Annotated in this window: 25 protein-coding genes; 14 read left to right on the top strand and 11 right to left on the bottom strand. The window is 60.4% G+C overall.

Going from position 1 to position 22,999, the window contains the following annotated elements:
- Positions 1–169 precede the first annotated feature (169 nt).
- Positions 170–1,168: an aldo/keto reductase gene (locus FIV05_RS02955; protein ID WP_152508618.1), complete on the top strand. Its 999-nt coding sequence runs from the start codon at positions 170–172 to the stop codon at positions 1,166–1,168.
- Position 1,169: 1 nt separating this feature from the next.
- Positions 1,170–1,889 (top strand): spermidine synthase, encoded by a 720-nt coding sequence (locus FIV05_RS02960; protein WP_173013754.1) that lies wholly within the window; start codon positions 1,170–1,172, stop codon positions 1,887–1,889.
- 11 nt (positions 1,890–1,900) lie between these two features.
- Here the strand turns inward: FIV05_RS02960 and FIV05_RS02965 are convergent, their stop codons facing one another.
- Positions 1,901–2,608: a YafY family protein gene (locus FIV05_RS02965; protein ID WP_152508619.1), complete on the bottom strand. Its 708-nt coding sequence runs from the start codon at positions 2,606–2,608 to the stop codon at positions 1,901–1,903.
- Positions 2,609–2,790: 182 nt separating this feature from the next.
- Between FIV05_RS02965 and FIV05_RS02970 the strand changes: the two genes are divergently transcribed.
- Positions 2,791–3,186: a VOC family protein gene (locus FIV05_RS02970; protein ID WP_152508620.1), complete on the top strand. Its 396-nt coding sequence runs from the start codon at positions 2,791–2,793 to the stop codon at positions 3,184–3,186.
- Positions 3,187–3,191: 5 nt separating this feature from the next.
- Here the strand turns inward: FIV05_RS02970 and FIV05_RS02975 are convergent, their stop codons facing one another.
- The 3 genes from FIV05_RS02975 to FIV05_RS02985 form a co-directional block, all read right to left on the bottom strand.
- Positions 3,192–3,866, bottom strand: coding sequence for a DUF2161 family putative PD-(D/E)XK-type phosphodiesterase (locus FIV05_RS02975; RefSeq protein WP_152508621.1), 675 nt, complete (start codon positions 3,864–3,866; stop codon positions 3,192–3,194).
- Between the two features lie 197 nt (positions 3,867–4,063).
- Entirely contained in the window at positions 4,064–4,612 is a 549-nt protein-coding gene (locus FIV05_RS02980) for a PRC-barrel domain-containing protein (RefSeq protein WP_152508622.1), read from the bottom strand.
- A gap of 193 nt (positions 4,613–4,805) precedes the next feature.
- On the bottom strand, positions 4,806–5,465 hold the full coding sequence (locus FIV05_RS02985) for a matrixin family metalloprotease (RefSeq protein WP_152508623.1): 660 nt from the start codon (positions 5,463–5,465) through the stop codon (positions 4,806–4,808).
- Positions 5,466–6,013: 548 nt separating this feature from the next.
- On the opposite strand from FIV05_RS02985, the gene FIV05_RS02990 reads away from it, so the two are divergent.
- The 3 genes from FIV05_RS02990 (at position 6,014) to FIV05_RS03000 (ending at position 8,931) form a co-directional block, all read left to right on the top strand.
- Positions 6,014–6,502 (top strand): twin-arginine translocation pathway signal, encoded by a 489-nt coding sequence (locus FIV05_RS02990; RefSeq protein WP_152508624.1) that lies wholly within the window; start codon positions 6,014–6,016, stop codon positions 6,500–6,502.
- A 19-nt stretch (positions 6,503–6,521) separates the two neighbouring features.
- Entirely contained in the window at positions 6,522–7,142 is a 621-nt protein-coding gene (locus FIV05_RS02995) for a ferric reductase-like transmembrane domain-containing protein (RefSeq protein WP_152508625.1), read from the top strand.
- Between the two features lie 241 nt (positions 7,143–7,383).
- Positions 7,384–8,931, top strand: a complete 1,548-nt coding sequence (locus FIV05_RS03000) for a hypothetical protein (protein ID WP_152508626.1) — start codon at positions 7,384–7,386, stop codon at positions 8,929–8,931.
- 20 nt (positions 8,932–8,951) lie between these two features.
- On the opposite strand, the gene FIV05_RS03005 is transcribed toward FIV05_RS03000, so the two are convergent.
- Entirely contained in the window at positions 8,952–9,857 is a 906-nt protein-coding gene (locus FIV05_RS03005) for a LysR family transcriptional regulator (protein ID WP_173013755.1), read from the bottom strand.
- Positions 9,858–9,957: 100 nt separating this feature from the next.
- Here FIV05_RS03005 and FIV05_RS03010 point away from each other — a divergent pair, with 100 nt between their 5' ends.
- Complete coding sequence (locus FIV05_RS03010) at positions 9,958–11,145, top strand: MFS transporter (protein WP_152508627.1); 1,188 nt, start codon at positions 9,958–9,960, stop codon at positions 11,143–11,145.
- A 16-nt stretch (positions 11,146–11,161) separates the two neighbouring features.
- Positions 11,162–12,196 (top strand): aldo/keto reductase, encoded by a 1,035-nt coding sequence (locus tag FIV05_RS03015; RefSeq protein WP_152508628.1) that lies wholly within the window; start codon positions 11,162–11,164, stop codon positions 12,194–12,196.
- A gap of 64 nt (positions 12,197–12,260) precedes the next feature.
- On the opposite strand, the gene FIV05_RS03020 is transcribed toward FIV05_RS03015, so the two are convergent.
- A complete protein-coding gene (locus FIV05_RS03020; RefSeq protein WP_077290953.1) occupies positions 12,261–13,094 on the bottom strand; it encodes a hypothetical protein in 834 nt (277 codons plus the stop codon).
- 374 nt (positions 13,095–13,468) lie between these two features.
- Here FIV05_RS03020 and FIV05_RS03025 point away from each other — a divergent pair, with 374 nt between their 5' ends.
- Together FIV05_RS03025 and FIV05_RS03030 are read left to right on the top strand one after the other, a co-directional pair.
- A complete protein-coding gene (locus tag FIV05_RS03025; RefSeq protein ID WP_022998913.1) occupies positions 13,469–14,146 on the top strand; it encodes a FadR/GntR family transcriptional regulator in 678 nt (225 codons plus the stop codon).
- Positions 14,143–15,423, top strand: a complete 1,281-nt coding sequence (locus FIV05_RS03030) for an MFS transporter (protein WP_077290955.1) — start codon at positions 14,143–14,145, stop codon at positions 15,421–15,423. Before FIV05_RS03025 ends, FIV05_RS03030 begins: the two co-directional genes overlap by 4 nt.
- On the opposite strand, the gene FIV05_RS03035 is transcribed toward FIV05_RS03030, so the two are convergent.
- The 4 genes from FIV05_RS03035 to FIV05_RS03050 form a co-directional block, all read right to left on the bottom strand.
- Positions 15,407–15,922: a GNAT family N-acetyltransferase gene (locus FIV05_RS03035; RefSeq protein ID WP_152508629.1), complete on the bottom strand. Its 516-nt coding sequence runs from the start codon at positions 15,920–15,922 to the stop codon at positions 15,407–15,409. The two genes, FIV05_RS03030 and FIV05_RS03035, sit on opposite strands and share 17 nt — an antisense overlap.
- A 96-nt stretch (positions 15,923–16,018) precedes the next feature.
- The gene (locus FIV05_RS03040; RefSeq protein ID WP_152508630.1) at positions 16,019–16,411 is read right to left on the bottom strand and encodes a VOC family protein; all 393 of its coding nucleotides are present in this window, start codon (positions 16,409–16,411) and stop codon (positions 16,019–16,021) included.
- Between the two features lie 147 nt (positions 16,412–16,558).
- Positions 16,559–17,248, bottom strand: a complete 690-nt coding sequence (locus tag FIV05_RS03045; protein ID WP_152508631.1) for a DUF6198 family protein — start codon at positions 17,246–17,248, stop codon at positions 16,559–16,561.
- A 170-nt stretch (positions 17,249–17,418) separates the two neighbouring features.
- On the bottom strand, positions 17,419–19,146 hold the full coding sequence (locus FIV05_RS03050; RefSeq protein ID WP_209009844.1) for an adenine deaminase C-terminal domain-containing protein: 1,728 nt from the start codon (positions 19,144–19,146) through the stop codon (positions 17,419–17,421).
- Positions 19,147–19,300: 154 nt separating this feature from the next.
- On the opposite strand from FIV05_RS03050, the gene FIV05_RS03055 reads away from it, so the two are divergent.
- Positions 19,301–20,209, top strand: coding sequence for a LysR family transcriptional regulator (locus FIV05_RS03055; RefSeq protein ID WP_152508633.1), 909 nt, complete (start codon positions 19,301–19,303; stop codon positions 20,207–20,209).
- Positions 20,210–20,246: 37 nt separating this feature from the next.
- Here the strand turns inward: FIV05_RS03055 and FIV05_RS03060 are convergent, their stop codons facing one another.
- Positions 20,247–20,777: a winged helix DNA-binding protein gene (locus FIV05_RS03060; RefSeq protein WP_152508634.1), complete on the bottom strand. Its 531-nt coding sequence runs from the start codon at positions 20,775–20,777 to the stop codon at positions 20,247–20,249.
- 121 nt (positions 20,778–20,898) lie between these two features.
- Between FIV05_RS03060 and FIV05_RS03065 the strand changes: the two genes are divergently transcribed.
- The 3 genes from FIV05_RS03065 to FIV05_RS03075 all read left to right on the top strand — a co-directional run bounded on the left by FIV05_RS03065 (position 20,899) and on the right by FIV05_RS03075 (position 22,901).
- Positions 20,899–21,990: an LLM class flavin-dependent oxidoreductase gene (locus tag FIV05_RS03065; protein WP_209009845.1), complete on the top strand. Its 1,092-nt coding sequence runs from the start codon at positions 20,899–20,901 to the stop codon at positions 21,988–21,990.
- Positions 21,990–22,475 carry a flavin reductase family protein gene (locus tag FIV05_RS03070; protein ID WP_152511801.1) on the top strand — a complete coding sequence of 162 codons (486 nt, stop codon included), beginning with the start codon at positions 21,990–21,992 and terminating at the stop codon, positions 22,473–22,475. The genes FIV05_RS03065 and FIV05_RS03070 overlap by 1 nt, the downstream gene beginning before the upstream one ends.
- Before the next feature lie 243 nt (positions 22,476–22,718).
- Positions 22,719–22,901 carry a hypothetical protein gene (locus FIV05_RS03075; RefSeq protein WP_062490723.1) on the top strand — a complete coding sequence of 61 codons (183 nt, stop codon included), beginning with the start codon at positions 22,719–22,721 and terminating at the stop codon, positions 22,899–22,901.
- Positions 22,902–22,999: the final 98 nt, after the last annotated feature.

A 22,999-nucleotide genomic window follows, 5' to 3' on the forward strand; every position in this document is an offset into this window, starting at 1 on the left:
ACGCACGAACGGCAGATTCGGCCCGAAAGCAGAAACCTGCCCTCTAAGTCCTCGTCGCGCGTGACCAGAAAACCAACACCCACCGAGCTGCCACTTCCGCCCTTTCAGCGCCCGGGACAATGGCTTAAGAAAAGAACTCTTCAGCTTTTCCAGCGCATAGAGGGGACACATGGAACAACGCAGATTGGGTGCCAACGGGCCGGAAGTGGGTGCCATCGGCTATGGGGCGATGTCCTTCTCCGACATGTACGGGCCGACGAACGAAACGGAAAGCCACGCCATTTTGAATGCCTGCCGCGATCTGGGTGTCACGCATCTGGACACGGCCAATGTCTACGGCATGGGCAAATCGGAAAGCGCCCTCGGCAGCTATCTGAAAGCCAATCCTGGTGCGCGGGACGAATTCGTGATCGCGACAAAGGCCACGATCACCACCGATGCGAACGGCAACCGCAGCTTCGACAATTCGGCGGAGCACCTTGAAGCCGAGCTGGACAAGTCTTTGCAGCGGCTTGGCGTGGAGTGCGTGGACCTGTTCTACGCCCATCGTCGCGATCCGCGCTTCACGCCGGAAGAAACGGCGGCCAATCTCGGCCGGCTGGTCGAAAAGGGCAAGACTCGCGCCATCGGCCTGTCGGAAATCGCGCCGTCGACCCTGCGGCGCGCCATGAAGGTGTTTCCTGTCGCGGCCGTTCAATCGGAATATTCGCTTTCCACGCGCGCGCCCGATCTCGGGCTGGTGCAGGCCTGCGCCGAGCTTGGTGTTGCCATGGTGGCCTTCTCGCCCGTCGGCCGCTCGCTGCTGACGGACCATCCGATCCCGCGCGAGCGGATCGCCGAGCTGCCGTTCCTCAGCACCAACCCGCGTTTCATGGAGCCGAACCTGACGGAGAACCTGCGCATCATGGAAGGCTTCCGCAAGCTTGCGGCGGAGATGGGCACGACGGCGGCGGGGCTGGCGAATGCCTGGTTGCTGACCCGCGGGCCGCATGTGATCCCGATCCCGGGAACGCGCTCCGTGGAGCACCTGCGGGAATGCGTCTCGGGCGCGGCGCTGAACCTGACGGCGACGGATCTGGAGCGTATCGAGGCTGTGCTGCCCGTTGGCTGGGCCCACGGCGACCGCTACTCGGACGTGCAAAGCATCGGGCCGGAGCGCTATTGCTGAGATGAGCAGGCTGTTTGAAGAACTGGACTACGCGCCGACGCCGATCGGCGCGATTTCCCTGCGCCGCCGGCATATCCTGGCGCTGAAGACCGACGTCTTCGAAATCCTCCTTGGCGAGGAACACCTGATGTCGAGCCTGTTCACCGCCTCGGAAATCGCGCTGGCGGACAAGGGACTTGCGGCCCTCGACGGTGACAAGCTGGACGTGCTGGTGGGCGGACTTGGGCTTGGCTATACCGCGCAGGCCGTCCTGGCGCACGAGAGCGTTGCCGACCTTACCGTGGTTGACCTCTTGGCACCCGTCATTCGCTGGCATGAGGAAGGTCTCGTGCCGATGAAAACCGAGCTTGCCGACAACCCGTGCTGCCGGCTGGTGCAGGGCGATTTCTTCGCCATGGCAGCCTCAGAAGACGGCTTTGATAGAGACAGGCCCGGCCGCCAGTATGACGCGCTGCTGATCGATATCGACCACACCCCGGAACGGCTGCTGCATGGCGGGTCAAAAGGCTTTTACACGCCCGAGGGCCTGCGCTCCGTCCAGCGGTTCGTGAAGCCCGGCGGGATCGTCGGGCTGTGGTCGGACGAAGCCCCGGATGAGGCCATCACGGCCTTGCTTGGCCAGGCGTTTGACGCGGCCTGGGCCGAGCCGGTGGTGTTCGCAAACCCCTTGCAGGACGGGCGCGAGGTGACCCAGGCGGTCTATCTGGGGCGCAAGGGGTGAGTTGCTTGCGCTCAGGCGCGCGGGAAATAGCTTTCCCGCTCGGCATCCATGGCCTTCCGCCAACGGTCCTTTAATGAGCCGCGGCTTTCCGGATAGCGTTGATCCAGCGCCTCGGCGAAGGTCATGCGGTCGGTGCGGAAATAGCGGAAGCCCTGGCGCAGCTCGCACCAGGCCGCAAGGATGCGGCCTTCGTCCCGGTAGCCCAGCAACACGGGCCAGACCACGCGCTTACTCTCCCTGCCATCGCCGTCACGGTACCCCAGCGACACCTTCCTGCCTTCCAGAATGGCCTGCCGCAGCATGGCCGCATCGACCTTGTCCTCTGATGCCGGGCTGACGGGCCGCACGCTCATCGCGGCTGCCGCGATGTGGCGGCGCAAGGGCCTGGGCGTGATGGCCTCGATCTTGGCGATCAGGTTTTCCGCTGCCCTGGCAAGTTCCGGCTCGGCGCGGGTGGAAACCCACAAGGCCCCCAGAACCGCCGCATCGATTTCCTCGGGTGTCAGCATCAGGGGCGGCATGTCGAAGCCCTCTTCCAGAACATAGCCGACACCGGCTTCGCCCCGGATCGGCACGCGCTGCGCCGTCAAGGTGGCGATGTCGCGATAGACCGAGCGCTTGGAAACCTCCAGCTCGTCCGCGATCGCCTGCGCCGACACCGGCCGGCGCACCCGTCGCAGGATCTGGATGATTTCAAACAGTCTGTCCGCGCGCCGCATGGCCCGTCTCCCCGGCACGATGCTGCCAACACGGTGTCAGCAGGGGGCCTTTATAGGACCCGGACACCAGAGTTGAAAAGCGTCCGGAGACCATGACCCGAAACCTGACAAGACACCTTTTGTGGATCCTCGCGATCCTTTTTCTGACCAGCGGAACAGCGCTTCATGCGCAGGAGACAGACATGACAAATTCACAAGCAGCAGCCTTTCAACGACTTGGCGTCTATGTGCTGTCCAGCGACCTGAGCCGTTCACGCGAGTTCTACCAGGACCTCTTCAGCGCCGCCCCCACGGTGGAAACTGATGTCTTCATCGGCTTCGATGTGGCCGGTGGGCTGTTTGCCGTCATTTCAAAACAGACCTTCGCGCCGGACGCCAAGCTTGGCGGCAACGCAGTCCCCTATCTGAAGGTCGACGACATTCAGGCGGCTCTGCAGCATGTCGAGACAGTCGCCCCCGATGCGCTGAAGGCCCCCGGCCTGATCAGCGAAGGGCCGATCAGTCTATTCAAGGTCACCGATCCGGATGGCAACATCCTCGAGTATTATGCGCTCAGCACGCCGATCAACGGGCTTTAGAACAGCTATCCGGCAGCTTCCTCCGGCGTGCCCAGAGACGCCAGTCCCTTGGGCGTCAGGGCGTAGATGCCTCTTTCCACCCGCTCGAACCAGCCGTAGTGATCGTCGGCCATCATGCGGGTTGCGGTGGCGACGCCTGTTGCCCTGGCGACATCCGCGCCGCGGCTGGGGCCGTTGGTGGAAAGATGTTCCGCGCAGCGGATCGCATCCTGGCGATAGGCCGTCACGAGCGTGGTGCGCGTCGAACCGCCGGTGTTCGGATCACCGACCCGGCGGGCGAACTCCCGCAGGAGCCGATCCTTGCGCGCCCTGGACTTGCGCGGGGTGAAAGGCGCCGGGTCCAGGTGCACCTCGACAACGCCATCCGGCAGCCTGACGGTGATCACGCCAAGGCCCAGCCTTCGGGCAAGCTGCAGGTTCTTCTTCAGGGACTGGAGAAACTGCCGCCCCTTGCCGCGGGCAACCGCGACATAGACTGCGTCAGTCACCGACTGGCGCACGACTGCCTGATGAAACAGGCTCAAGGTGAACCCGGTCTTGAGTTCGACAATCACCGGATCCGCGCCCTCGCGGCACGCGACGATATCGGCCGAACCGACCTCGGCCTTCACCTCATATCCCTGCTCAACAAGAAAAGCTTTGACCGGCGGATAGAGCTCGGTTTCCAGAATACGCCCCATGGCGGCATCCTACGTGCGAAGCCATGGGCGGGCAATCTTCCGGCCGGGGCAGCTGCGCGAAATCCAAGGAATAGATCCGCCGTAGCGCTTCAGGGTCGGAGCCGAAAGCTGGCACTTTCAAAAAAGACCGGACCACATTGCGTGACCCGGTCCGATCCGTCCTTGCGCGTTCCAGATGAGAACGCAGGCGGCCATGGTTACTGCGCCGTCTGAGGTTCACCCACTGCGGGGGCATTCAGCTGCTCGGCCTCCTGCCGTGCCTTTGCAGCTTCTTCCGCCTGGCGTATCTGCAGAGACGTCAGAAACGCAGGAGCTGCATCAACCTCGTCCAGAGAGGCCTTGATCACCAGCTTCTGGTCGCCCGGCTCCACCTTGCTGTGCTCGACCGCATCATAGGGAACGCCGATCAGCTTGGTGCCGAGGCCCAGAAACCCTCCTGCCTCGATCACGACACCAACGACCTTGCCTTCGCCATCGATTTCAAGCGCGGCCACCTCGCCAATCGTGTCGCCAGCCGGATTGGTGACTTCCTGCCCGATCAGGTTGCTGGAAAGCCAATGGCCGGATTCCTGCTGGGCAAGGAACGGGGTCACGCCTTCGAACGCGATCTCAGGCGCATCGCCCTCGGGCATTGTTTCCTGGATCATCGGGTCTGCTTCGCGGGGTTGAGAGGTCTCCTGCGCCAGCGCGGGACTGAGCGACAGCGCCAGGGCGGCGATTGTGGCCGGAACGATGTTGCGTTTCATGATTCACTCCCTTGTTGCCGCGCCGGCAGAGCAGACAACCCGTTCGCCCTCACCGATGCGTAGACAAACAGATAGGAAGCAAAATTGGCCTTTTCGGGCAAAGGCCTGATAAAATTAGCTTTTAAATATCAGCAGGTTACCCATTGACACGTGACGGGACATACCCGCAAAACGTGTCAATTTGATGATCGATTCAATCTATACGGGCACCGTACAGCCACCGCACTCCCTCGATATCGCTCGGCTGCAGACCCTCGAAGGTTTCCCGGTACTTGAAGTGCATGATCGAGCTCTTGCGAAGGTAGTGATCGAGGCCGATCGCATGACCGATTTCATGGGCAAAGGTGTACTGCAAATCGTAGGTCTTCAAATCGCCGTCGAAGCCGATCTTCCATTTGTGAACCGGATTGAGACAAACGGCAGACCGGGTGATGCGGGCAAGCTTGGCCGCCGCCGTGGCACCTGACCGTGCTTCCGGTTGCCGGCCGGGTTTTCCGAGACCCCGGTCCGAAACGTCGGTCACATTCGACTTCGGACGATCTGCAAAGTCGGACTGAAACCTGACGTTGGTGAACGCAAATCCCCTTGGAATGGACTGCACGCCCAGCAGAATATCTGCCGCGTTCACGTCCGCTATCTCTTCGAAGGTGAGCCCGCTGACATTTTGCCAAAGCTGGAAAGCAAGCGATGCCTGGCGCCGCACGTCCTCAAGGCCCAGGGAACTCAAGCGCGCAAGGCGCGCCAGACTGTCCATCGCTCCGCAATTTCGCGCTTTCTCCTGCACGATGGGCTGCTGCACGAAGGCATAGGTGACGTGAGCCGGCGTGCCGAGCTCCGTCTTTCCCCATTTCACGAGATGTCCTTCCAGCTTGAGCGGGGCAAAACCTGCAGCGTTGCCTGCCAGTGAAGGAACCAATGAACAAAAAGTCACAATTGCAGCGATGAGGAAAATGAAGCCGGTCTTCAATGTCTCACTCTTTGGTCGTTCAAGGGTCGGGTAAGACTGCTGACCGTAACGCCAAGGCCGCGTCCTGGATCAGTTTACAATGCGGCAGCTTTACCGCGCCTTGCGAAGGCCCTCAGGCCTGTATCCAAGAGCCAACACCAAGGCAACTCTAGGCTTCTTGCATCTGCGCCGAACGTTACGTCACATTGCTGGCGAAGAAAATCCGGAAAAATCCCATGCAGACGCGAAATCCCGAGAAAATTTCAAGCGATTGAAAAATTGCAACAGTCCGACCACCCGAAAGCGATGCCGTTTGCTCACGCAGGTGTGAGCACGATCCGCTGAATGAAACGTCCCGATGCCTCGGAAATGCCCGGAAACACCCTATACTTGAACATCGGACGCGCCCGGTGCCCACAAGGAGCCGGGCCCAAACGCCCGACAGGAGATTACTCATGACATCCGGTCTCATTACCCGCCGAAACCTGCTTGTCACCGGAACCGCCCTGCTGGTGTCGGGAGCATCCGGGTTGAGTGTTCCCGCACAGGCCAAAGGCGTGGCGCCGACACCCTCGATGCGGGGCGGGTCCAACAACTATCGGCCAGGTGCGCCCATTGTCGACAGGATTGGCGGTGGCGGTTTCTGGATGAGTGGAACCGTGCGGCGCGCAGGTGACGGTGTCCCGCTGGCAGGCCAGCGCATTCAGATCTGGGCACATACGACCGAGGGGAACGAACGCGACCAGCGCAGCCATGGCGCGACGCTCACCGATGCCAATGGCGTCTTTCGCCTGGAAATGCCGCAGATCGTTCCGGCCTTCGGCCAGCCCCACGGGCATCTGGCCTATGACAGCGGAGAGTTCGAAACCGTCTTTCTGCGGCCAGTGATGAGAAGCTCGGCCGACACCAGCCTGGAAGCACATTTCGTGCTGCAGCCTGCTTGACCCGGACTTGCCCGACGGCATGAACCGCCTTCGTGCTCTTCTGAAATGGGCCATCCTGGCAACGATCCTTGCTGTGCCGATGTTCGCGGCGGCGGCAAGCCCGCTGCTGCAATGGCGCCAGCCGGTCTATATCGCTGCAGGCTTTGCCGGTATCACAGCGATGGCACTGCTCTTGTTGCAGCCCTTGCTGGCTGGAGGTTATCTCCCTGGTGCTGAAGGCCTGAAGGGCAGGCGCCTGCACCGCTGGAGCGGTTCGTTGCTGGTGCTGGCAATCATCCTTCATGTCGGCGGGCTCTGGATCACCAGTCCGCCGGATGTCATCGACGCCCTTCTCTTCAGATCACCGACACCCTTTTCCGTCTGGGGCGTGCTTGCCATGTGGGCGGTATTCGCCGCAGCATTGCTCGCCGCGGTCAGACGGCGCCTGCCAATCTCTCCGCGTCTTTGGCGCCGCCTCCACACCCTGCTTGCAATGCTAATCGTCATCGGCAGTGCCGCCCATGCGCTGTTGATCGAAGGCACGATGGAGACACTGTCCAAGGCCGCGCTTTGTGCTTTGGCAGTTGCCGCGACGGTGAAAGTGATCGTCGACCTGAAAATCTGGGCGAGGCGTCCACGCCAGAAGAAGACTGGTTCTTGATCGCCCTGCAGGGCTTCAGGCAGTCGCGGCACAGAACTGCCTTAAAAGGACAGGTTTCATATCTTGCGATGTGAGCGCGGAAGAACCCATGCTATGGTTTTCCCGATTTCTGTTCACGCCAAATGGCAGCACACCTATTGCCTCCACCGCGGAATTTTCCAGTTTTTGACTGTTTGGGAAATGCGAACTTCTCTCCTGGTGGCAGGTGCAGCCTGGTGACATTTCGAAAGCCTGATTTGCAATGCCCTTCCGTTTTCCTGCCCGGCCCTTTTTCTTTCTTGCCACGCTGCTGCTGAGCACTCAGAACGCCTCATCCGCTGAGTTGACACTTGTCTCCTTCCGCTACAGTGACGCCGCGCCGGTGGTGCATCTGCGGTTGGAAGGGGAAATACGGGCGGAGGATGGCGAGCGCGTGGAGGAGGCCTTCGCGCAACTGGCGCGCTGTTCGGGGGCGGCCTGCAACAACGATTTTGGCGGGCCGCGCGCTATCGTCTCGCTGTCGAGCCCCGGCGGGTCCTATTCAGCCGGGGTAAAGCTGGCGGACTTCTTCAGAAACAACACCATCGCAACAGTGGTCGAAGCCGGAGACAGCTGCGTTTCGGCCTGTGCCATGGCGTTTCTGGGCGGCTCGTCCTTCTGGCCGACCGGCGGCATCGGTACCTTCATCGACCGCACCATCGAACCGGGCGCAAGGGTCGGTTTCCACTCGCCCTATTTTACCGAAGAGACTGCGGTTGCCGCCGTCCGCGGCGGTCAATTGGGTCAGTTGCTCGAGCTGACCCGGCTTGCGATTGCCGACATCGTCAAGAACCTGACACGCTACTCGGTCAGTCAGCATGTTCTGGACCGGATCATCAGCATGGGTCCGGAAGGTTTTTATGAAATCGATACCCCCGTGGCGCTCTTTGCGATCAGGGCGCAATTGCCCAGCTTCGACCCGGCCCTTCTGAACATCCCGTTCGAGAACCAGATCCTGAACGTGTGCAGCCGCCTGGCCGCGCTGCACTACGAGCAACCCCTGGGCCTTCTCGACGCGTCACTGCTGGAAGATACCAACGACGGCCGCACACCGGAGGGCGACAGGATCAGGCTCTACGACCTTGCCGACCGGCCGCTCAACGTTGCTGGCTGCGGCGTTCCGCGTGACAAGCAGTCCGGCACCATCGATACCATGTCACTCTACCGGCTGGTCAGCGACGGCGAAATCTTCGAGCCGCTATTGTCGTTTCACAATTCGAAAGACGGCGGCTGGTCGTCGCTTGGTTATCGGGGAGGACGGGCAACGGACGCTTTCATCAAGCTGGGGCCGCTCAACCATGTGCTGATGGCTCCTGATGAAAAGCTGAACGACCTGCCACGCGTGGTTTGGGAAGAAATAGAAGCCGCCAAAGGCCGGGTCGCCAACCCGCACCTGCCGAGCCACAGCCGCCCCTGGCCCGTGGAAACCATGGCCGCCACACAATGGTCGCGCAGTTACCTCGGCGAAGGGCTGACGATTGTCGAACAGACCGGCCCGACAAACCTTTTTGAAGAGTTGGCAGAGCAGGCGGAAGGAACCAGCATTCTCTATAGCCAGGACAAGCCGGACACCCTGGTACGGTCCGGCGAGGACACTGAAACCGGCACCTCCTACTACTGGCTCGCCCTTCGCTCCGGCAACCGGGCCGCCACCATTCGCGTTGAAGCGCCCGTTCCGGCAGCAGGCCTCACCAACGCCCAGAAATCCCTCATGAGCCTGGTGGCCTGCTCAAGCGATTTCGAAGGCGTTCATCTGGGGTGTTTCAAGTAAGGCAGTTCGAAAGCCGCGCGTCAGGTCACGGCACCATGTTCAGCGAGAAAATTCAGCAGCACGCGGACACGTGCCGGCAAAGGTCCGCCCTGGCCGGTGTAGACCGCGTGGAAGGCTTCGCTGTCGTCCGCATAACACTTTTCAAGAACCGGCTTCAGACGTCCCGCGGCGATGTCATCCCTTACTGTAAAGGCGGCCAGACGCGCCAGTCCAAGGCCGTTGATCGCCAGCCGGCGGATGGCTTCGCCGTCGCTCGCCTGAACGCGCCCGGGCGGGCAGACTGCTATCGGTTCGTCGTCTCGCAGAAAGCGCCAGGTATCGACTTCCCGCGGATAGTTGAACCCGATTTTTCTGTGCCCCTCCAGATCCGCGACGCAGGCAGGTTCCCCGACACGCTGAAGATAGTCAGGCGAGGCGACGATCAGCATCGGCGTTTCGCCGAGCTTGCGTGCTACCAGGCTGGAGTCCTTGAGCGGCCCTGCTCGCACCACAACATCCGTCCGCTCCGCGAGAAGGTCGATCAAGGCGTCGGTCAGAACGATTTCGAGAGAGATGTCGGGGTACTGCTCGAGGAACACGGGCAGGACCGGCTCAAGAATGTGGGTCGCATAGGAGGCGCTGGTGTTCAGCCGAATGCGGCCGACCGGCTGCTCGCCCAACCCTGCCTGCCGTTCCGCTTCATCGATGCTTGAGAGAATTTCTCGCGCACGCTCGTAAAAGACACATCCTTCGGCCGTCAGATCCAGGCGTCGGGTGGACCGGTTGAAAAGCCGTGCGCCAAGCCGTGTCTCGAGCCGGGAAATCAGCTTGCTGACTGCGGACTGGGTCATCCCCAGGTGCCTGGCAGCGTGGGAAAACCCGCCCAGTTCAACAACCTGGACAAAGACCTCCATCTCACCGCTGCGGTTTATACTGACGCGCGACATATGACTTCAATTCACTTATTATATTAATTTCGGACGTATAGTTCATGATATGAGCACTGCCTAGGTTCCGTCCATCGAAATTTCATGGACCGGATCCAAAATGCCCCTTGCTCTTTATGCACTGGCGGCCGGAGCCTTCGGCATCGGCGTCACAGAATTCGTCATCATGGGCCTTCTGCTAGAGGTCAGCCGCGATCTTGGTGTCTCGGTCGCTGCAGCAGGAATGCTCATCTCCGGCTACGCCCTCGGGGTCGTGGTCGGCGCGCCCATCCTGACCGTCTTCACCGCGACCTGGAACAGGAAGCGCGTGCTGATCGGCCTGATGGTGATCTTCATCATCGGGAACGCCGCTTGCGCGCTTGCGCCCAGCTACGACCTGCTGATGGCAGCCCGTATCCTCACGGCCCTCGCCCACGGAACCTATTTCGGTGTCGGCTCGGTCTTCGCCGCCTCCATGGTCGGCAAGGACAAGCAGGCATCCGCAATTGCCATCATGTTCACGGGGTTGACGCTTGCCAACATCCTCGGCGTGCCTGCCGGAACCTGGCTTGGCCAGCAATTCAGCTGGCGCATGACCTTCTGGGCCGTGACGCTGATCGGCCTGGCCGCACTGGCCGTGCTCATTCTGCTCGTTCCGACGGATCGTTCGCGCGCCGCACAATCCGGCTGGCGGGCCGATCTGAAGGCCGTGTCGCGCGCATCCGTCCTTCTCGGCTTCCTGACCACGGTCCTGGGGTTTGCAGGCGTCTTCACCCTGTTCACCTACATCGCTCCGTTGCTGACGCAGGTCAGTGGATTTGCCGACACGGCAGTATCCCCGATCCTGCTGATCTTCGGCGGGGGGCTGGTCGCCGGAAATCTCCTGGGCGGAAAACTTGCCGACATCAGACTGAAGACCGCGCTGATCGGCAGCATGGCAGCCCTGGCACTCGTGCTGGCGGTCATGTCCGCCGCCTTTGGAAACCAGACCGCGGCCGTGGTGCTGACGGGACTGCTCGGCGTGGCCGGTTTCGCAACGGTTCCTCCGCTTCAGTCCTGGGTTCTGTCAAAGGCCGTTGGCGCTGGAGAAAGCCTTGCGTCCAGCCTGAACATTGCCGCCTTCAATCTCGGCAACGCACTTGGGGCCTGGGCCGGCGGCCTGGCCATCTCCCGTGGGCCCGGACTTGAAAACCTGCCTCTGGTCGCCGCGGGCTTCCCCCTCCTCGCCATCGTGGTCGCACTTGCCTCCTTCGCGATTGAGCGGCGGCGCGCGCCCTCCCCGATCTCCACTCACCAGACTGCCAGCTAGAAAGGGCATCACCGACATGGACTATCGCTATCTTGGAAACTCCGGGCTCAAGGTTCCCGCCCTCAGCTTCGGTGCGGGCACATTCGGTGGCTCCGGCCCACTCTTCAGTCATTGGGGCACGACGGACGTCGCAGAAGCGCGCCGCCTTGTCGACATCTGCCTCGAGGCCGGCGTCAACCTGTTCGACACCGCGGACAACTACTCCGAAGGCGCTTCTGAAGAAGTGCTCGGTGAAGCAATCAAGGGCCGCCGCGACGCGGTGCTGCTCTCCACGAAAATGAGCCTTCCGCTGGGGGATGGCCCCAATGAGGCAGGGTCTTCACGCTTCAGGCTGATCAGGGGTGTCGAGGCTGCACTCAAGCGCCTTGGAACGGACTATATCGATCTTCTGCAACTGCACGCATTCGACGCCTTCACCCCGGTGGAAGAGGTGCTGTCCACGCTCGACCAGCTCGTCCGCGACGGGAAAGTCCGCTATATCGGCGTTTCTAACTTCTCCGGATGGCAGATCATGAAATCGCTGGCCGTTGCGGAGAAACACGGCTGGCCGCGCTATGTCGCAAACCAGGTCTATTATTCTCTCGTCGGACGGGACTACGAGTGGGACCTGATGCCTCTCGGCGCAGACCAGGGCCTGGGCGCCATGGTGTGGAGCCCGCTTGGCTGGGGTCGGCTGACCGGCAAGGTCCGCAGGAACAACCCGATCCCCGAGGGCAGCCGACTGCATGAGACCGCAAGTTTCGGACCTCCCGTGGAGGACGATCTGCTCTATTCGGTCGTCGACGTCCTGGATGCGATTGCCGAAGAAACCGGCAAGACAGTCCCGCAAGTGGCGATCAACTGGCTGCTTCAACGCCCCACTGTCGCGTCGGTCATCATCGGGGCTCGTAATGAGGCGCAACTTCGCGACAATCTGGGAGCAACGGGCTGGGCGCTGACGGACGAGCAGATTGCCCGTCTTGATGCCTCGAGCGCGCGGACTGCTCCCTATCCGCATTTTCCCTATCAGCGGCAGGAGGCTTTCGCACAGCTCAACCCATCCCTGATCTGACGGGCAATCCTGAACGGCGCGGCAGGTGACAGCATGAACCTGTCGCGCCAATGGACCTTGGTGCTCAATACCAGAACCCTTCCCGCCGCCAGATGGTGAAATGGCCACGCACAGGTGGGGCCGGGGTGCCGCCGTCGATCGTGAATTCGCAACCGCCCTTTAGACCCTTGCCACCGGTACGGCGCAGGATCACGTATTCGTTGCATTGCGGACCACCGCTGGAGCTCTGGCACATGTCGATACGCGCGCGTTTCTCGTCCAGAACTTCCCAGACCCAGTCGATCATCGCCACATGTCCGTTCCAGACCATGAAATCGAGTGGCTTGACCTCGTTGATGTCGTCGATGTTGGTCTTGGCGACATGATCGGGATACCGCCGGGGTGAAACACCGTAATACTTGTCCCACTCACCAGTGAATATCAGGAAATTGGCGATAAAGCCTATGCAGTCCATACCGAAAAAACGGTCTTGCACCATCTGCTGCAGTGCCGCCTGATCGGACATCTTGTCGAAGTAGAGTTTCTTGATCTTGCCGGTCTGCTCGACATCCTTGGAGCCGTCCTTGTTCGCGCGGCCGCAGACCTCAACCTTGTATTTGTCCAAAAGATCCTTGTTCTTCAGCATGAAGTTCCAGATCTTGACGAATGTCTTGTCGTTTCCCTGGCCTTTCAGCGCCAGGTCGATCTCGCGGCCGCCGACATGCTGGTTCAGCGTGATGCCGTGGGGATCCTTGATCCAACGGAAATTCTTGAAAAAACTGGTTGCGCTGTCGTTGCCGCCGTTACCACGGTCCTTGCAAAGATACTGCGTAAGCTTGACCCGGCCGGCGCTGGTCTGCAGGCCAGGATTTGTCAGAACGTCGACGTATTCGTAAGGCAGAAAAAAAGACTCGGCCACATTCACTCTCCCTTGGTTAGGCCCCCTCAATGGCCCCTGAAGCTGTATGCGTAATCGGCGTCTTTCGTAGGCTTGCCGGTGCAGCCAAATAGCCACGTTCCCGGCGAATGCGTCTGTCTTCCACGTCACATTATTTGTGATTGTTGCAATGCGCAGCATCACACCTTTTGAGGGAGCTCGGCCAGCAAGATGCAATCAAGGCGATGCGCCCTGTGCGAGGCGACTGATGCCCCCGACAACCCCGAGACTCCGCACATGAACTGTTCGACAGGGACAACACCTGAAAAGGCGTCTTTCCCTCACGCGATTTCGTCGATGGACAAGCCGCGTCATCACCCCTATGATCAAGTCATCTGATGATTTGGTGACTTCAAATGCAATCTCTGGCAAAAACGAGCCTGGTAGACAGCGCAGCCGAGGCGATCCGGGCGGAAATCGTGGGCAATCGCTGGTCCGTGGGGGAAAAGCTACCCAACGAGGCCCAGCTCTCGGCGCAGCTTTCCATCAGCCGTGGCACTGTGCGCGAAGCCGTGCGCGTGCTTGTTTCGCAAGGCTACCTGGAAACCCGGCAGGGCTCGGGCACCTATGTTCTGTCGGTCGTCGATGCCATCGGGCCATTGACCATGGCGCGTCGCGCAACCCTGCGCGACCAGTTCGAGGCCAGACTGGCGCTGGATGCGGAGGCCGCCAGGCTGGCCGCACACCGCCAGACACCAGAGGTGATTTCGGAGCTGCGCCGCTTGCTCACGGAGCGCGGAAACTACGATGGTCACGACAAGGCCGGTTTCGTGGAGCGCGACCTTGCCTTTCACCGGGCTGTTGTCGCGGCCTCGCAAAACTCCGTTCTGGTCAACATGTACGAATTCTTCTCCAGTCTGATCGGCGAAACCATCGAGGCTACGCTTGGAAAAGACCTGCAGGAACCCGACATGGCGGCCCACGCGGCCATCGTCGATGCCATCGAGACAGGCGACCCGGAACTGGCCGAGGCCGCTGTCCGCCGGTTCATGGCCCCGGTCCTGAGAGACCTGGAGCGACTGCTCGGCTCATGACACAGGCATCTGAAATCGATCCCGGCTCGATCGAACTGATCGATGCCGAAGACATTGACGTTTCCGCTGAGCAATCCCAGCCGGCGACGCAGAGCGGACTGGTGCGGTTTCTGCTGGGCGCAAGCCTGGTACTGATCGCCTTCAACCTTCGCCCGGTCTTTTCCAGCGCGTCGGCGCTGCTCCTGGAAATCCGCGAAAATTTTGGACTGTCGCCAACGGGCGCAAGCCTTCTGACGACACTGCCCGTTGTGTGTCTCGGCCTGTTCTCGCCGCTGGCTCCACGCCTTGCCCGCCGCATCGGCACGGAACGCACATTGCTTGCAGTGGTGGTTTTGCTGGCCATTGGAACCGCGGCACGAGGAACGTCCTCCGTGCCGTTGCTGTTTCTTGGCACGGCGTTGGCGGGTGCCTGTATCGCGGTTGGCAACGTACTGCTGCCCGGGCTCGTCAAGCGCGATTTCCCCGACAAGGCCGCACTGGTGACCGGGTGGTATACCATGGCACTTTGCGCGGGCGCTGCCGCCGGTGCAGGGTTGACCATTCCGTTTGAAGCGGCCCTGGGTGGTTCTATCGAGGGTGCACTTGCGATCTGGGCCGTGCCGGCTCTCGTGGTGGCCGTCCTGTGGTTTCCTCAGGTCATGGCGACGCGCAAGCGCCCCAAGGGTCCGACTTATGTGGTGAAGGGCATGTGGGGTGACAGGCTGGCCTGGCACGTGACCCTGTTCATGGGTCTGCAATCCGCACTTGCCTATTGCGTCTTCGGCTGGCTGGTACCGATCCTTCGCGCCCGCGGGCTGGACGGCGTCACCGCCGGGGCAATCGTGTCGGTGTCGGTGATGGTGCAGGCTGCCGCCTGCCTGATAGCGCCGCATCTTGCCGTTCGCGGCAAGGACCAACGGCTGATCAATGTCGCACTCTGCGCCATAGCGGTTATAGCCCTGCTCGGCCTGCAATTCGCGCCGCTGTCCACCGTCTGGATCTGGGCGGTGCTGCAGGGCATCGGCCAGGGCGGACTGATTGCGGTGGCGCTCACGGTCATCGTGTTGCGGACACAGGATTCCCATTCCGCTGCACAGCTTTCGGGCATGGCCCAATGCGTCGGCTATACGCTTGCCGCCATCGGACCGCTGATCGTCGGCCTCATCCGAAGCTGGACCGGCAGCTTTGCCTGGAGTGCGGTGCTGTTCGTGGCGCTTGGCCTTGGCGCCGCCATCAACGGCTGGTTCGCCGGAAAGGCAAGTCACGTCAATGTGGAGACGGTCAAGCTGTCCGGCTGACCGCACCAACGGGGCCTGATGTTTCCAGCCGGTATTTCAGGAAACGCGTGCCGTCATAATCGGTCTCGCCAATGAAACGAGCCCCCAACCGCCGCAGTGCACCGAGGTTCCGTCGGGACGGCGGCAGCAGGAAGGTGACGAATGGAATGCGTTGGTCTTCGTTAGCAAAGGCCAGCGCCTTTCTGGTGATCGGCATGCCGAGGCCAAAGGCTGCCGGGTGCAGCACCAGCCCGAAATCCCACTCCTCGCCTTCTTTCTGAAAACCACCCCAGCCGACATAGCGGCCGTCTGCCAGAAAGGCCCAGTGTCCAAGCCCGTCGCGCTGCCAGCAGGCTTCCTTTGCCGCGACGAACTTCGCAGCCATCTCGAGATCCCATGAGAAGGTCAGAAGCGGCATATGCGTTCCGACACGCGGCTCGGACATATGCGCGACCAGCTCTTCCAGCGGGATGTCCGGCAGGCGTACAAAGTCGATTTCCGGCTGAAGCGGGTTGGGCATGGGCTGACGTCTCCTGAATCGGGCCAGCGCCTCTTGCACCCAAAATGGCCGGCCCGATCAAGACAACTCCTTTGCCCGATCATCAACACTGCGTGTTCAGGCGGTGGTGCCGTTTTCCAGGCTGACGGAGACATTCAGCTTGTTACCGTCGAGATCACGCACATAAGCGCCGAAATAGTCCGGGTGATAGGAACGAGGGCCGGGTGCGCCTTCATCACGTCCGCCACACCGCAGTGCGGCAGCATGAAACGCCCTGACGGCCTCGGCATCCGGCGCATAGAACATGACCTGCGTACCATTGCCCCATGTGGCTGCCCGCCCGTCAAACGGCAACAGGACAAACAACGATATACGGCCATCGGCACCAGCATAGCCAAGCTCGCGGGGTTCGGAAAAAACCCGCTTCATGCCAATTGTCGCAAGCACTTCGTCGTAAAACCGACCGGCAGCCGAAAGATCGTTAGCGCCGATACAAACCCCTGACAACATTTTGAAAATTAACCCGCGCTGAAGGTGTGGCCCGTCTCGGCCAGGCCGTTTGGCCCGCTCATAACACAGTTCCTCCCGCTTACCAGAGCCGCAACGCAACAGGCGACCCGAAAGCCACCTGCACGAATGTCATCATCTGGGTACGGCTCAAGCTGCGGCGGAGGCCTCATCCTTCGGTTTCATCCTCTTGTACAGGAAAAAATAGAGCCGGATGTACTGTCCAACGAAGATCGCGTTGAGGATCGTTCCCTCGCGGATGAACTTGACTTCCCCCAGGAACGCCAACCCGACGAGCGCGGAGGTCAGCAGCAATGTCAGGTCGAAAGCGGTTTTGATGTTGCCCCACTTCCATCCAGTGCGCTGGAAGATCGTGTTGACGAACATATCGACCGGCATAAGCACCAGATTGGCGCGGATCATCAGAAACAGTCCGAAGGCAAGAGCGGCATCGCCGAACGCCAGCAGAGCGACCTTCAGGGCATAGTCATCAAGCTGAATGAAGCCGGTCAGCTTTAGATTGAGGTCCAGGCACACAGCCAACACGAAGGCAGGAATGAGCGAGGCGAAGTTCCTGAGCTTGAATTCCTTTGGCAACACCAGAAACGTCAGGAAAAGCATGACCAGTTCGAGAATGAAGTTGTAGGTGCCCTGGCTGAGTGGTGGAAACACCAAGGTCATCGTGCGTGTCAGGCTGCTCTGAGGTGAGATCCCGATGCCCGCCCGAATTGCCAGGCTCACCCCGAAGGTCAGAATGTAGATTCCGGCTATGTACATGATCCAGCGCCGGACAAGGCTACCGGTATCGATGATCTCCGCTTCGGCTGCGTTATGCGCCATGCTTTCCTCCAGAAGTGTCGCGCGGGGCCTGGCCTTACCCGGCCTTGCAGCCAACCGCGCTGTCGCATGTGTTCTGCATGGATGTAAAGCCGCTTCCCAACGTCTCTGGTCCATGCCCTCCCCTTGCCGGCAGACATTTTCGCCTGCCGGGTCGTCTTCGTCGTGAAGCTTCAGGCCATGAAGCGGAAGCGGTGCAGCGAGATGAACAGGCTCAGCAGCTTGTTCACCACCGGCTCACCTTCGTTGCGGTTGCCAAGATCCTCCAGCGCGGCATCGATTGCACCGGCTGCAGCCGTCAATTCAGCAACGCTCATGTTCGCCATAACGCCATAGATCTCGAGCGGCATTGCAGCCTTTTCCGCACCATTCTCCGTAACGATGCAGGCCCCTGCATGGGCATCGACCCGTTTGAGGCAGCCACACATTTCGTCGCTGTCCTGGCCGACAGCGACGAAATAGGGCTTCGGTGCCGGCCAGAAGGTCGCAACCGCGCCTCTTTCCAAGTGAACGCCAGTGAACAGGCCGTTGACGATGTGCCGCTCGCCGTTGGCGTAGCGCTGCACAACCGAAAGCCGGCTAAGTTTCTCGCCATCCAGCTCCGAAACAACCTTGCCGTCTTTCAACGGCACCCAGACCTCGCGGTAGAATTTCGCGTGACCCCGGCCGTAAACGTCGAACAGATAGACCTTGGCTTTGGTGCCATCTTCGGACACTTCCAGCGGTTCGATGTCGAGTTGATCCGCCGTCAGGTCGTCCAGGCCCGGAACGCCTTTCTTGCACATGAGCGAATAGTCATTGTCCGCGTTGGTCAGCAACTTGCCTCGCTCGGCCACCAGCACGCCGTCCTTGAAAACGTAAAGTGGTTCGATGGCTGACAGGCTCGGTGTCAGAACGATGTCGGCAAACCGCCCCGGAGCAAGAGAACCGATGCGATCTTCCATATGAAAGGAACGCGCGGTGTTGAGCGTCGCCATCTTGATTGCATGGATCGGGTTGATACCCATCTCCGCACACAGCGAGATGATCCAGTCCATGTGGCCCTGGTGCAGCAGACGCTCCACAGAGATGTTGTCGGTACACAGCATGAAATTGTCCGTCGGCCATTTCCGGTCGACGATGGCGCGCAGAAGCACCTTGATGACCTCGGCGCTGCCGACACCGAACTTGATATGGGTCGGAAAGCCGTAGCGGATGCTTTTTTGGATATCCTGTTCGTTCCAGACATCGTGGTTGTTCGACACTCCGATGGCCGGAAGATAGTTCAGGATCATGTCGGAAAGAGCGGTCACACCCCAGTGGCCGTTCATGAAACCACCACGAGCACGCACCCAGGCAGCCTTGCGGAAATCGTCCTCGTTGCCGGAGCTGTAGGTGAAATGTTCGAACTCACCGAGGCCGATGACGGGGTCCATTTTCAGAACCGCTTCGGTGACACGCGCATCCGTCTTCTTGCCTGGCGCGAAGGCGAACAGGCGGTAAGGCAACTTGTCGTGGTCTCGGAAAAGGTTCTCCGCCGCCTCGACACCTTCCGCACCGGCCGCGCTCAGCAGGTCGAGACATTCGGAAAAAATCGTCGTGGTGCCGCAAGGAACCATTGCCTCACCAAGGGCAACGGGATGTGCCAGCTGGGATTCGAAATGGATGTGGGCATCGATGAGGCCGGGAATTGCATAAAGACCCTGGCCGTCAAACACCTCCCGGACCTTCAGCACCTCCTCGTCCGGATTGAGTGCGACGATGCGCTTGTCATAGACGAGAATGGAGCCCTGGTAGACGGTCTCGCCATGCACATCGAGGATGTTGAGGTTCTTCAGAAGAAGATCGGCCTCGCGCCGGCCTTCCAGAATATCAAATATCGCACGCACCTTGTCATAATGCGCTGCTTCCGAAGCGTTCAAGTCGTTCCTCCTCATCATGATTGGCATTCCGATGGCGGTCCGCGATGGGGCCTGCGCCAGTGCCGAGGAAGATAAAAAAGGATTGAACCGCTTCCGAAAAGCAGTATTTTCTGCGCAGAGCGTGCACTTTTCGAGAACGCAAAAAGGAGTATTGATGCTGCATTCGCGGGTCTTGCGGTATATCGACGAGGTCGCCCGTCGTGGTTCGATCCGTGCCGCCGGCGACCGGCTGAACGTTGCCCCGTCCGCCATCAACAAGCACATCCTGCAACTCGAGGAAGACATCGGCGAACCTTTGTTCGAACGCCTGCCACGAGGCCTTCGGCTGACACCGGCCGGAGAGGTGCTGGTTGCGCATGTGCGAAAGACGATCCGCGAATACAGCCAGGTCGAGGCGGACATTCGCGGCATGAAGGCCTTGCAGAGCGGCGAGGTTATCATTGCGACCATGAGCGGCCTTGCCGGGGGTATCGTTCCCAAAACAGCCGCAAGCCTCGGCGCCCGTCACCCACGCCTCAAGATCACAGTCCGGGTGATGTTTGCCCATGACATCGCCAACGCCGTGCTGGACGGTCAGGCAGACATCGGACTTGCCTTCAACCTGCCGCAGATGGCGCAACTTGAAACGCTTTGGACGATGAACACGCGATTGGGAGCCGTGCTCTCGCCCGAGCACCCCCTGGCCCGTCAGGACAGCATTTCATTGACCGCGTGCCAGCCCTATCCGCTGATCTTCGCAGACCGCTCGATGCTCATTCACGGGATTGTTGCGGATGCCTTTGTCGCCGCAGGCCTGGAAGTGGAACCTGCCTACCTCGCCAATTCCATAGAGGCCATGAAATGTCTGGCCGGATCCGGTGACGGCATTGCGTTTCTGAGCCGGTTCGACATTGCCGAGGAGCAGCGCAATGGGTCACTGACATTCGTGCCCATTCGCGAGCAGACCTTCGGCAAGAACGTGCTGTCGCTGGTTCAGCGCGACAAACCCAGCCACAGCCTGGCAGCAACGATGTTCGCCGAAGACCTGGTGCGGGCGTTGCAGGCATGCAGTAAAAGCGGCTGACAAACGAACGCTACCTGTCGTCGCGCGAGGATTGCCGTTACCGGCGGTAGGTCGCGGCGATGCGGGAAATCTCTTCGTATATGCCCGCCAGGATATTGAGGCTTTGCCCTGCCTCTTTCAGGCGCTTGTCAAATTCAGGCAGACTTGAGATCTGCTCAATCAGCAGCCGTTTGCGCACAGCGCTGTAATCATCGGTGATCTTCTTGCCTTCCGGTGTCGCCTGATAGGTCACGCCCGTGCGGCCCGAGCCCTGCTTTTCAATCAACCCCGCCGCCACGAGTTTTCGCATCGAATACTGGATGTTCGGAATGTCGTCGCGGTTGGTAAGCCGGGCCAGTTCCTTGATGCTTTTGGCCCGGTCGTTCATGCGCACGATATGCAGCAGTGCGTTTTCCGGGCCGGTCGCCCCGACGTCGCTGACAGATGCCAGGCATTCTGTCTGCCATCGCCCGAACGCCTCGAAACAGCGCATCAACGCGAATTCCAGCTCGGTGCAGACGACCTCCGCATCGTTCTCCGAAAGGTGCCAATGATAGTTGAGCTTCTGATCGTCCGACTTGCCGGTCATCGGTCCCTCTTCGTTTTTTCAGATCGAATATAGCTGCGATTCAGTTTGACGTAAGGGTGTTTTTGCACATAGTTTTAAATAAAAAATACAATTGAAAATCTATCCTAAATGGAGGGGATCCATGCCTACCAACATGATGAAAGACAAGAACGGCTTCAAACTCGGGACGTTTTCGTCCAATTGCTCGTCCGGAATGACGGTCACCAAATCGCCGTCCAGATGGGTCAATAGCTGGGAAAACAACCTGAAACTCGGCCAGATGCTGGACGATGCCGGCATCGACTTCATGCTGCCGATTGCCCGCTGGATCGGTTACGGAGGCGAGACGGACTTTCACGGCAGCGTGCTGGAAACGGTCACCTGGGCAACCGCGCTGCTGGCCTCGACGAAAAACATCACTGTGTTCGCCACAGTGCATACAGCTGCAAACAATCCGGTGGTCGTCGCCAAGCAGATTGCCACGATGGATCAGGTGGGCAACGGCCGCGCGGGCCTGAACATTGTCGCGGGCTGGAACAAGCCGGAATACGAAGCCCTGGGCCTGACCCTGCCCGACGATCACGAAACCCGCTACGGCTACGCCCAGGAATGGTTCGATGTGGTCGAAAAGCTCTGGACCTCGAAGGAGTATTTCGACTGGGAGGGCAAGTACTTCAACCTGAAGCACGTTGCCGGCGACCCCAAGCCCGTCGGCGGTCGGCCACCGATCCTGAACGCGGCAGGTTCGGCAACCGGACGGACCTTTGCCACCGACAATGCCGACTACCTGTTCACGCCGGCCATCGATCTCAACCGGTCCGTCGACGAGATCAAGGAACTGAAGGCGCAGGCGGCGGAGAAGGGGCGCGATGTGGGTGTTCTGACCTTCAGCCACGTCATTTGCCGGGAAACTGAGGAAGAGGCGACCGCCCTCCGAGACCGGCTGATGGGCGATCTGGCAGACTGGGAAGCGGTGGACAATCTGGTCAATCTGCAGTTCGCGCATGCGCAGTCGTTTCCGCACGACCTGCTGGCCCAGATCAAGAACCTGTTCGCCATGGGCCACGGCGGCTTCCCGCTGGTTGGAACTCCGCGGCAGGTGGCCGACGGCATCCTGAAACTGCACGAAACTGGCTTTGCCGGAACGACGCTCTCCTTTGTCGACTATGTCGAGGAGTTCCCGTATTTCCGTGACAATGTTCTGCCGCTGCTTGCGGAAGCCGGTATCCGGTGATGGATCCCTTACCATCGAGGGACTTCACCAACGCCATGCGGGCGTTGGTGGGCAATTGTTCCGTCATCACGGTCGGTGAGGGAGAGGACATTTCAGGCCTCCTCGTCACATCGGCAATGTCTCTCAGCGCCGATCCACCGCTGGTGCTTGCCTGCGTCAACAAGGCTTCCTCCAGTTGGCCCTTGCTGAAGAAATATCCGAAATTCGGCTGGTCTTCGCTTGGGCCCGAGCACCGCAAGGTTGCCGAAAACTTTTCGGGGTTCGGCGGCGTCAAGGGAGCGGAACGTTATGCCGGAGCCACATGGCGCACGGCGGAAACCGGGGCTCTTCTCCTGGAAGATGCTCCGGCCGCTTTCGATTGCGAGGTCGAGGAGATGATCGACCGGGCGACCCATTCGATTGTCATCGGCAAGGTGCGTGCAATCCGGCAAAGCCAGTCATCTGGTGCTCTGGTTTACTGGAACGGAGCGTTCCACCCGTTGTAATCGGCCTTTTGCCAAGAGACGCAGCTTCTTGAGGAGCTGCGTCTTACCATCCCGCGACGTAAATTTTATGCAAAAAATTTGCCTGGAACACGAACCGTCCAGACAGCCCGCTTTTTCGCGATTTACAGAGTTTCTGTCCACTCCGAAATCCGCTCCGCCGTCCCCCTCACCGGGTCGGACAAGGAACCATCCTGTGTGCGCTCCGTTTATTTCATGGACCCATAACAAATACAGGAGGACCAGATGGACCTTTCCATGAACGACCTCAGCCCGAAGCTTCGCAAGGAAGCCGAACAGGAGGCAGAGAAGATCAAGCGGGTCGCTGACAAGTCCAACGCCGGCGGACAGCTTGGTGGAACGTTTTTCGGACAGGAACAGGATGACGGCATGGCACCGCCGAAATCGGTTGCAGCCGGTCGGGCCTGATACCGAGTTTCACTTCAAGGCGGGCTGACACAGCCTGCCTGTGAACCGACCGGCGGCCGTGAGGCGCACGAAAACAAGAACGACCCATAAAAAACGGT

It is taken from the genome of Labrenzia sp. THAF191a, assembly GCF_009363335.1.
In the GTDB taxonomy this organism is placed as follows: Bacteria; Pseudomonadota; Alphaproteobacteria; order Rhizobiales; family Stappiaceae; genus Roseibium; species Roseibium algicola.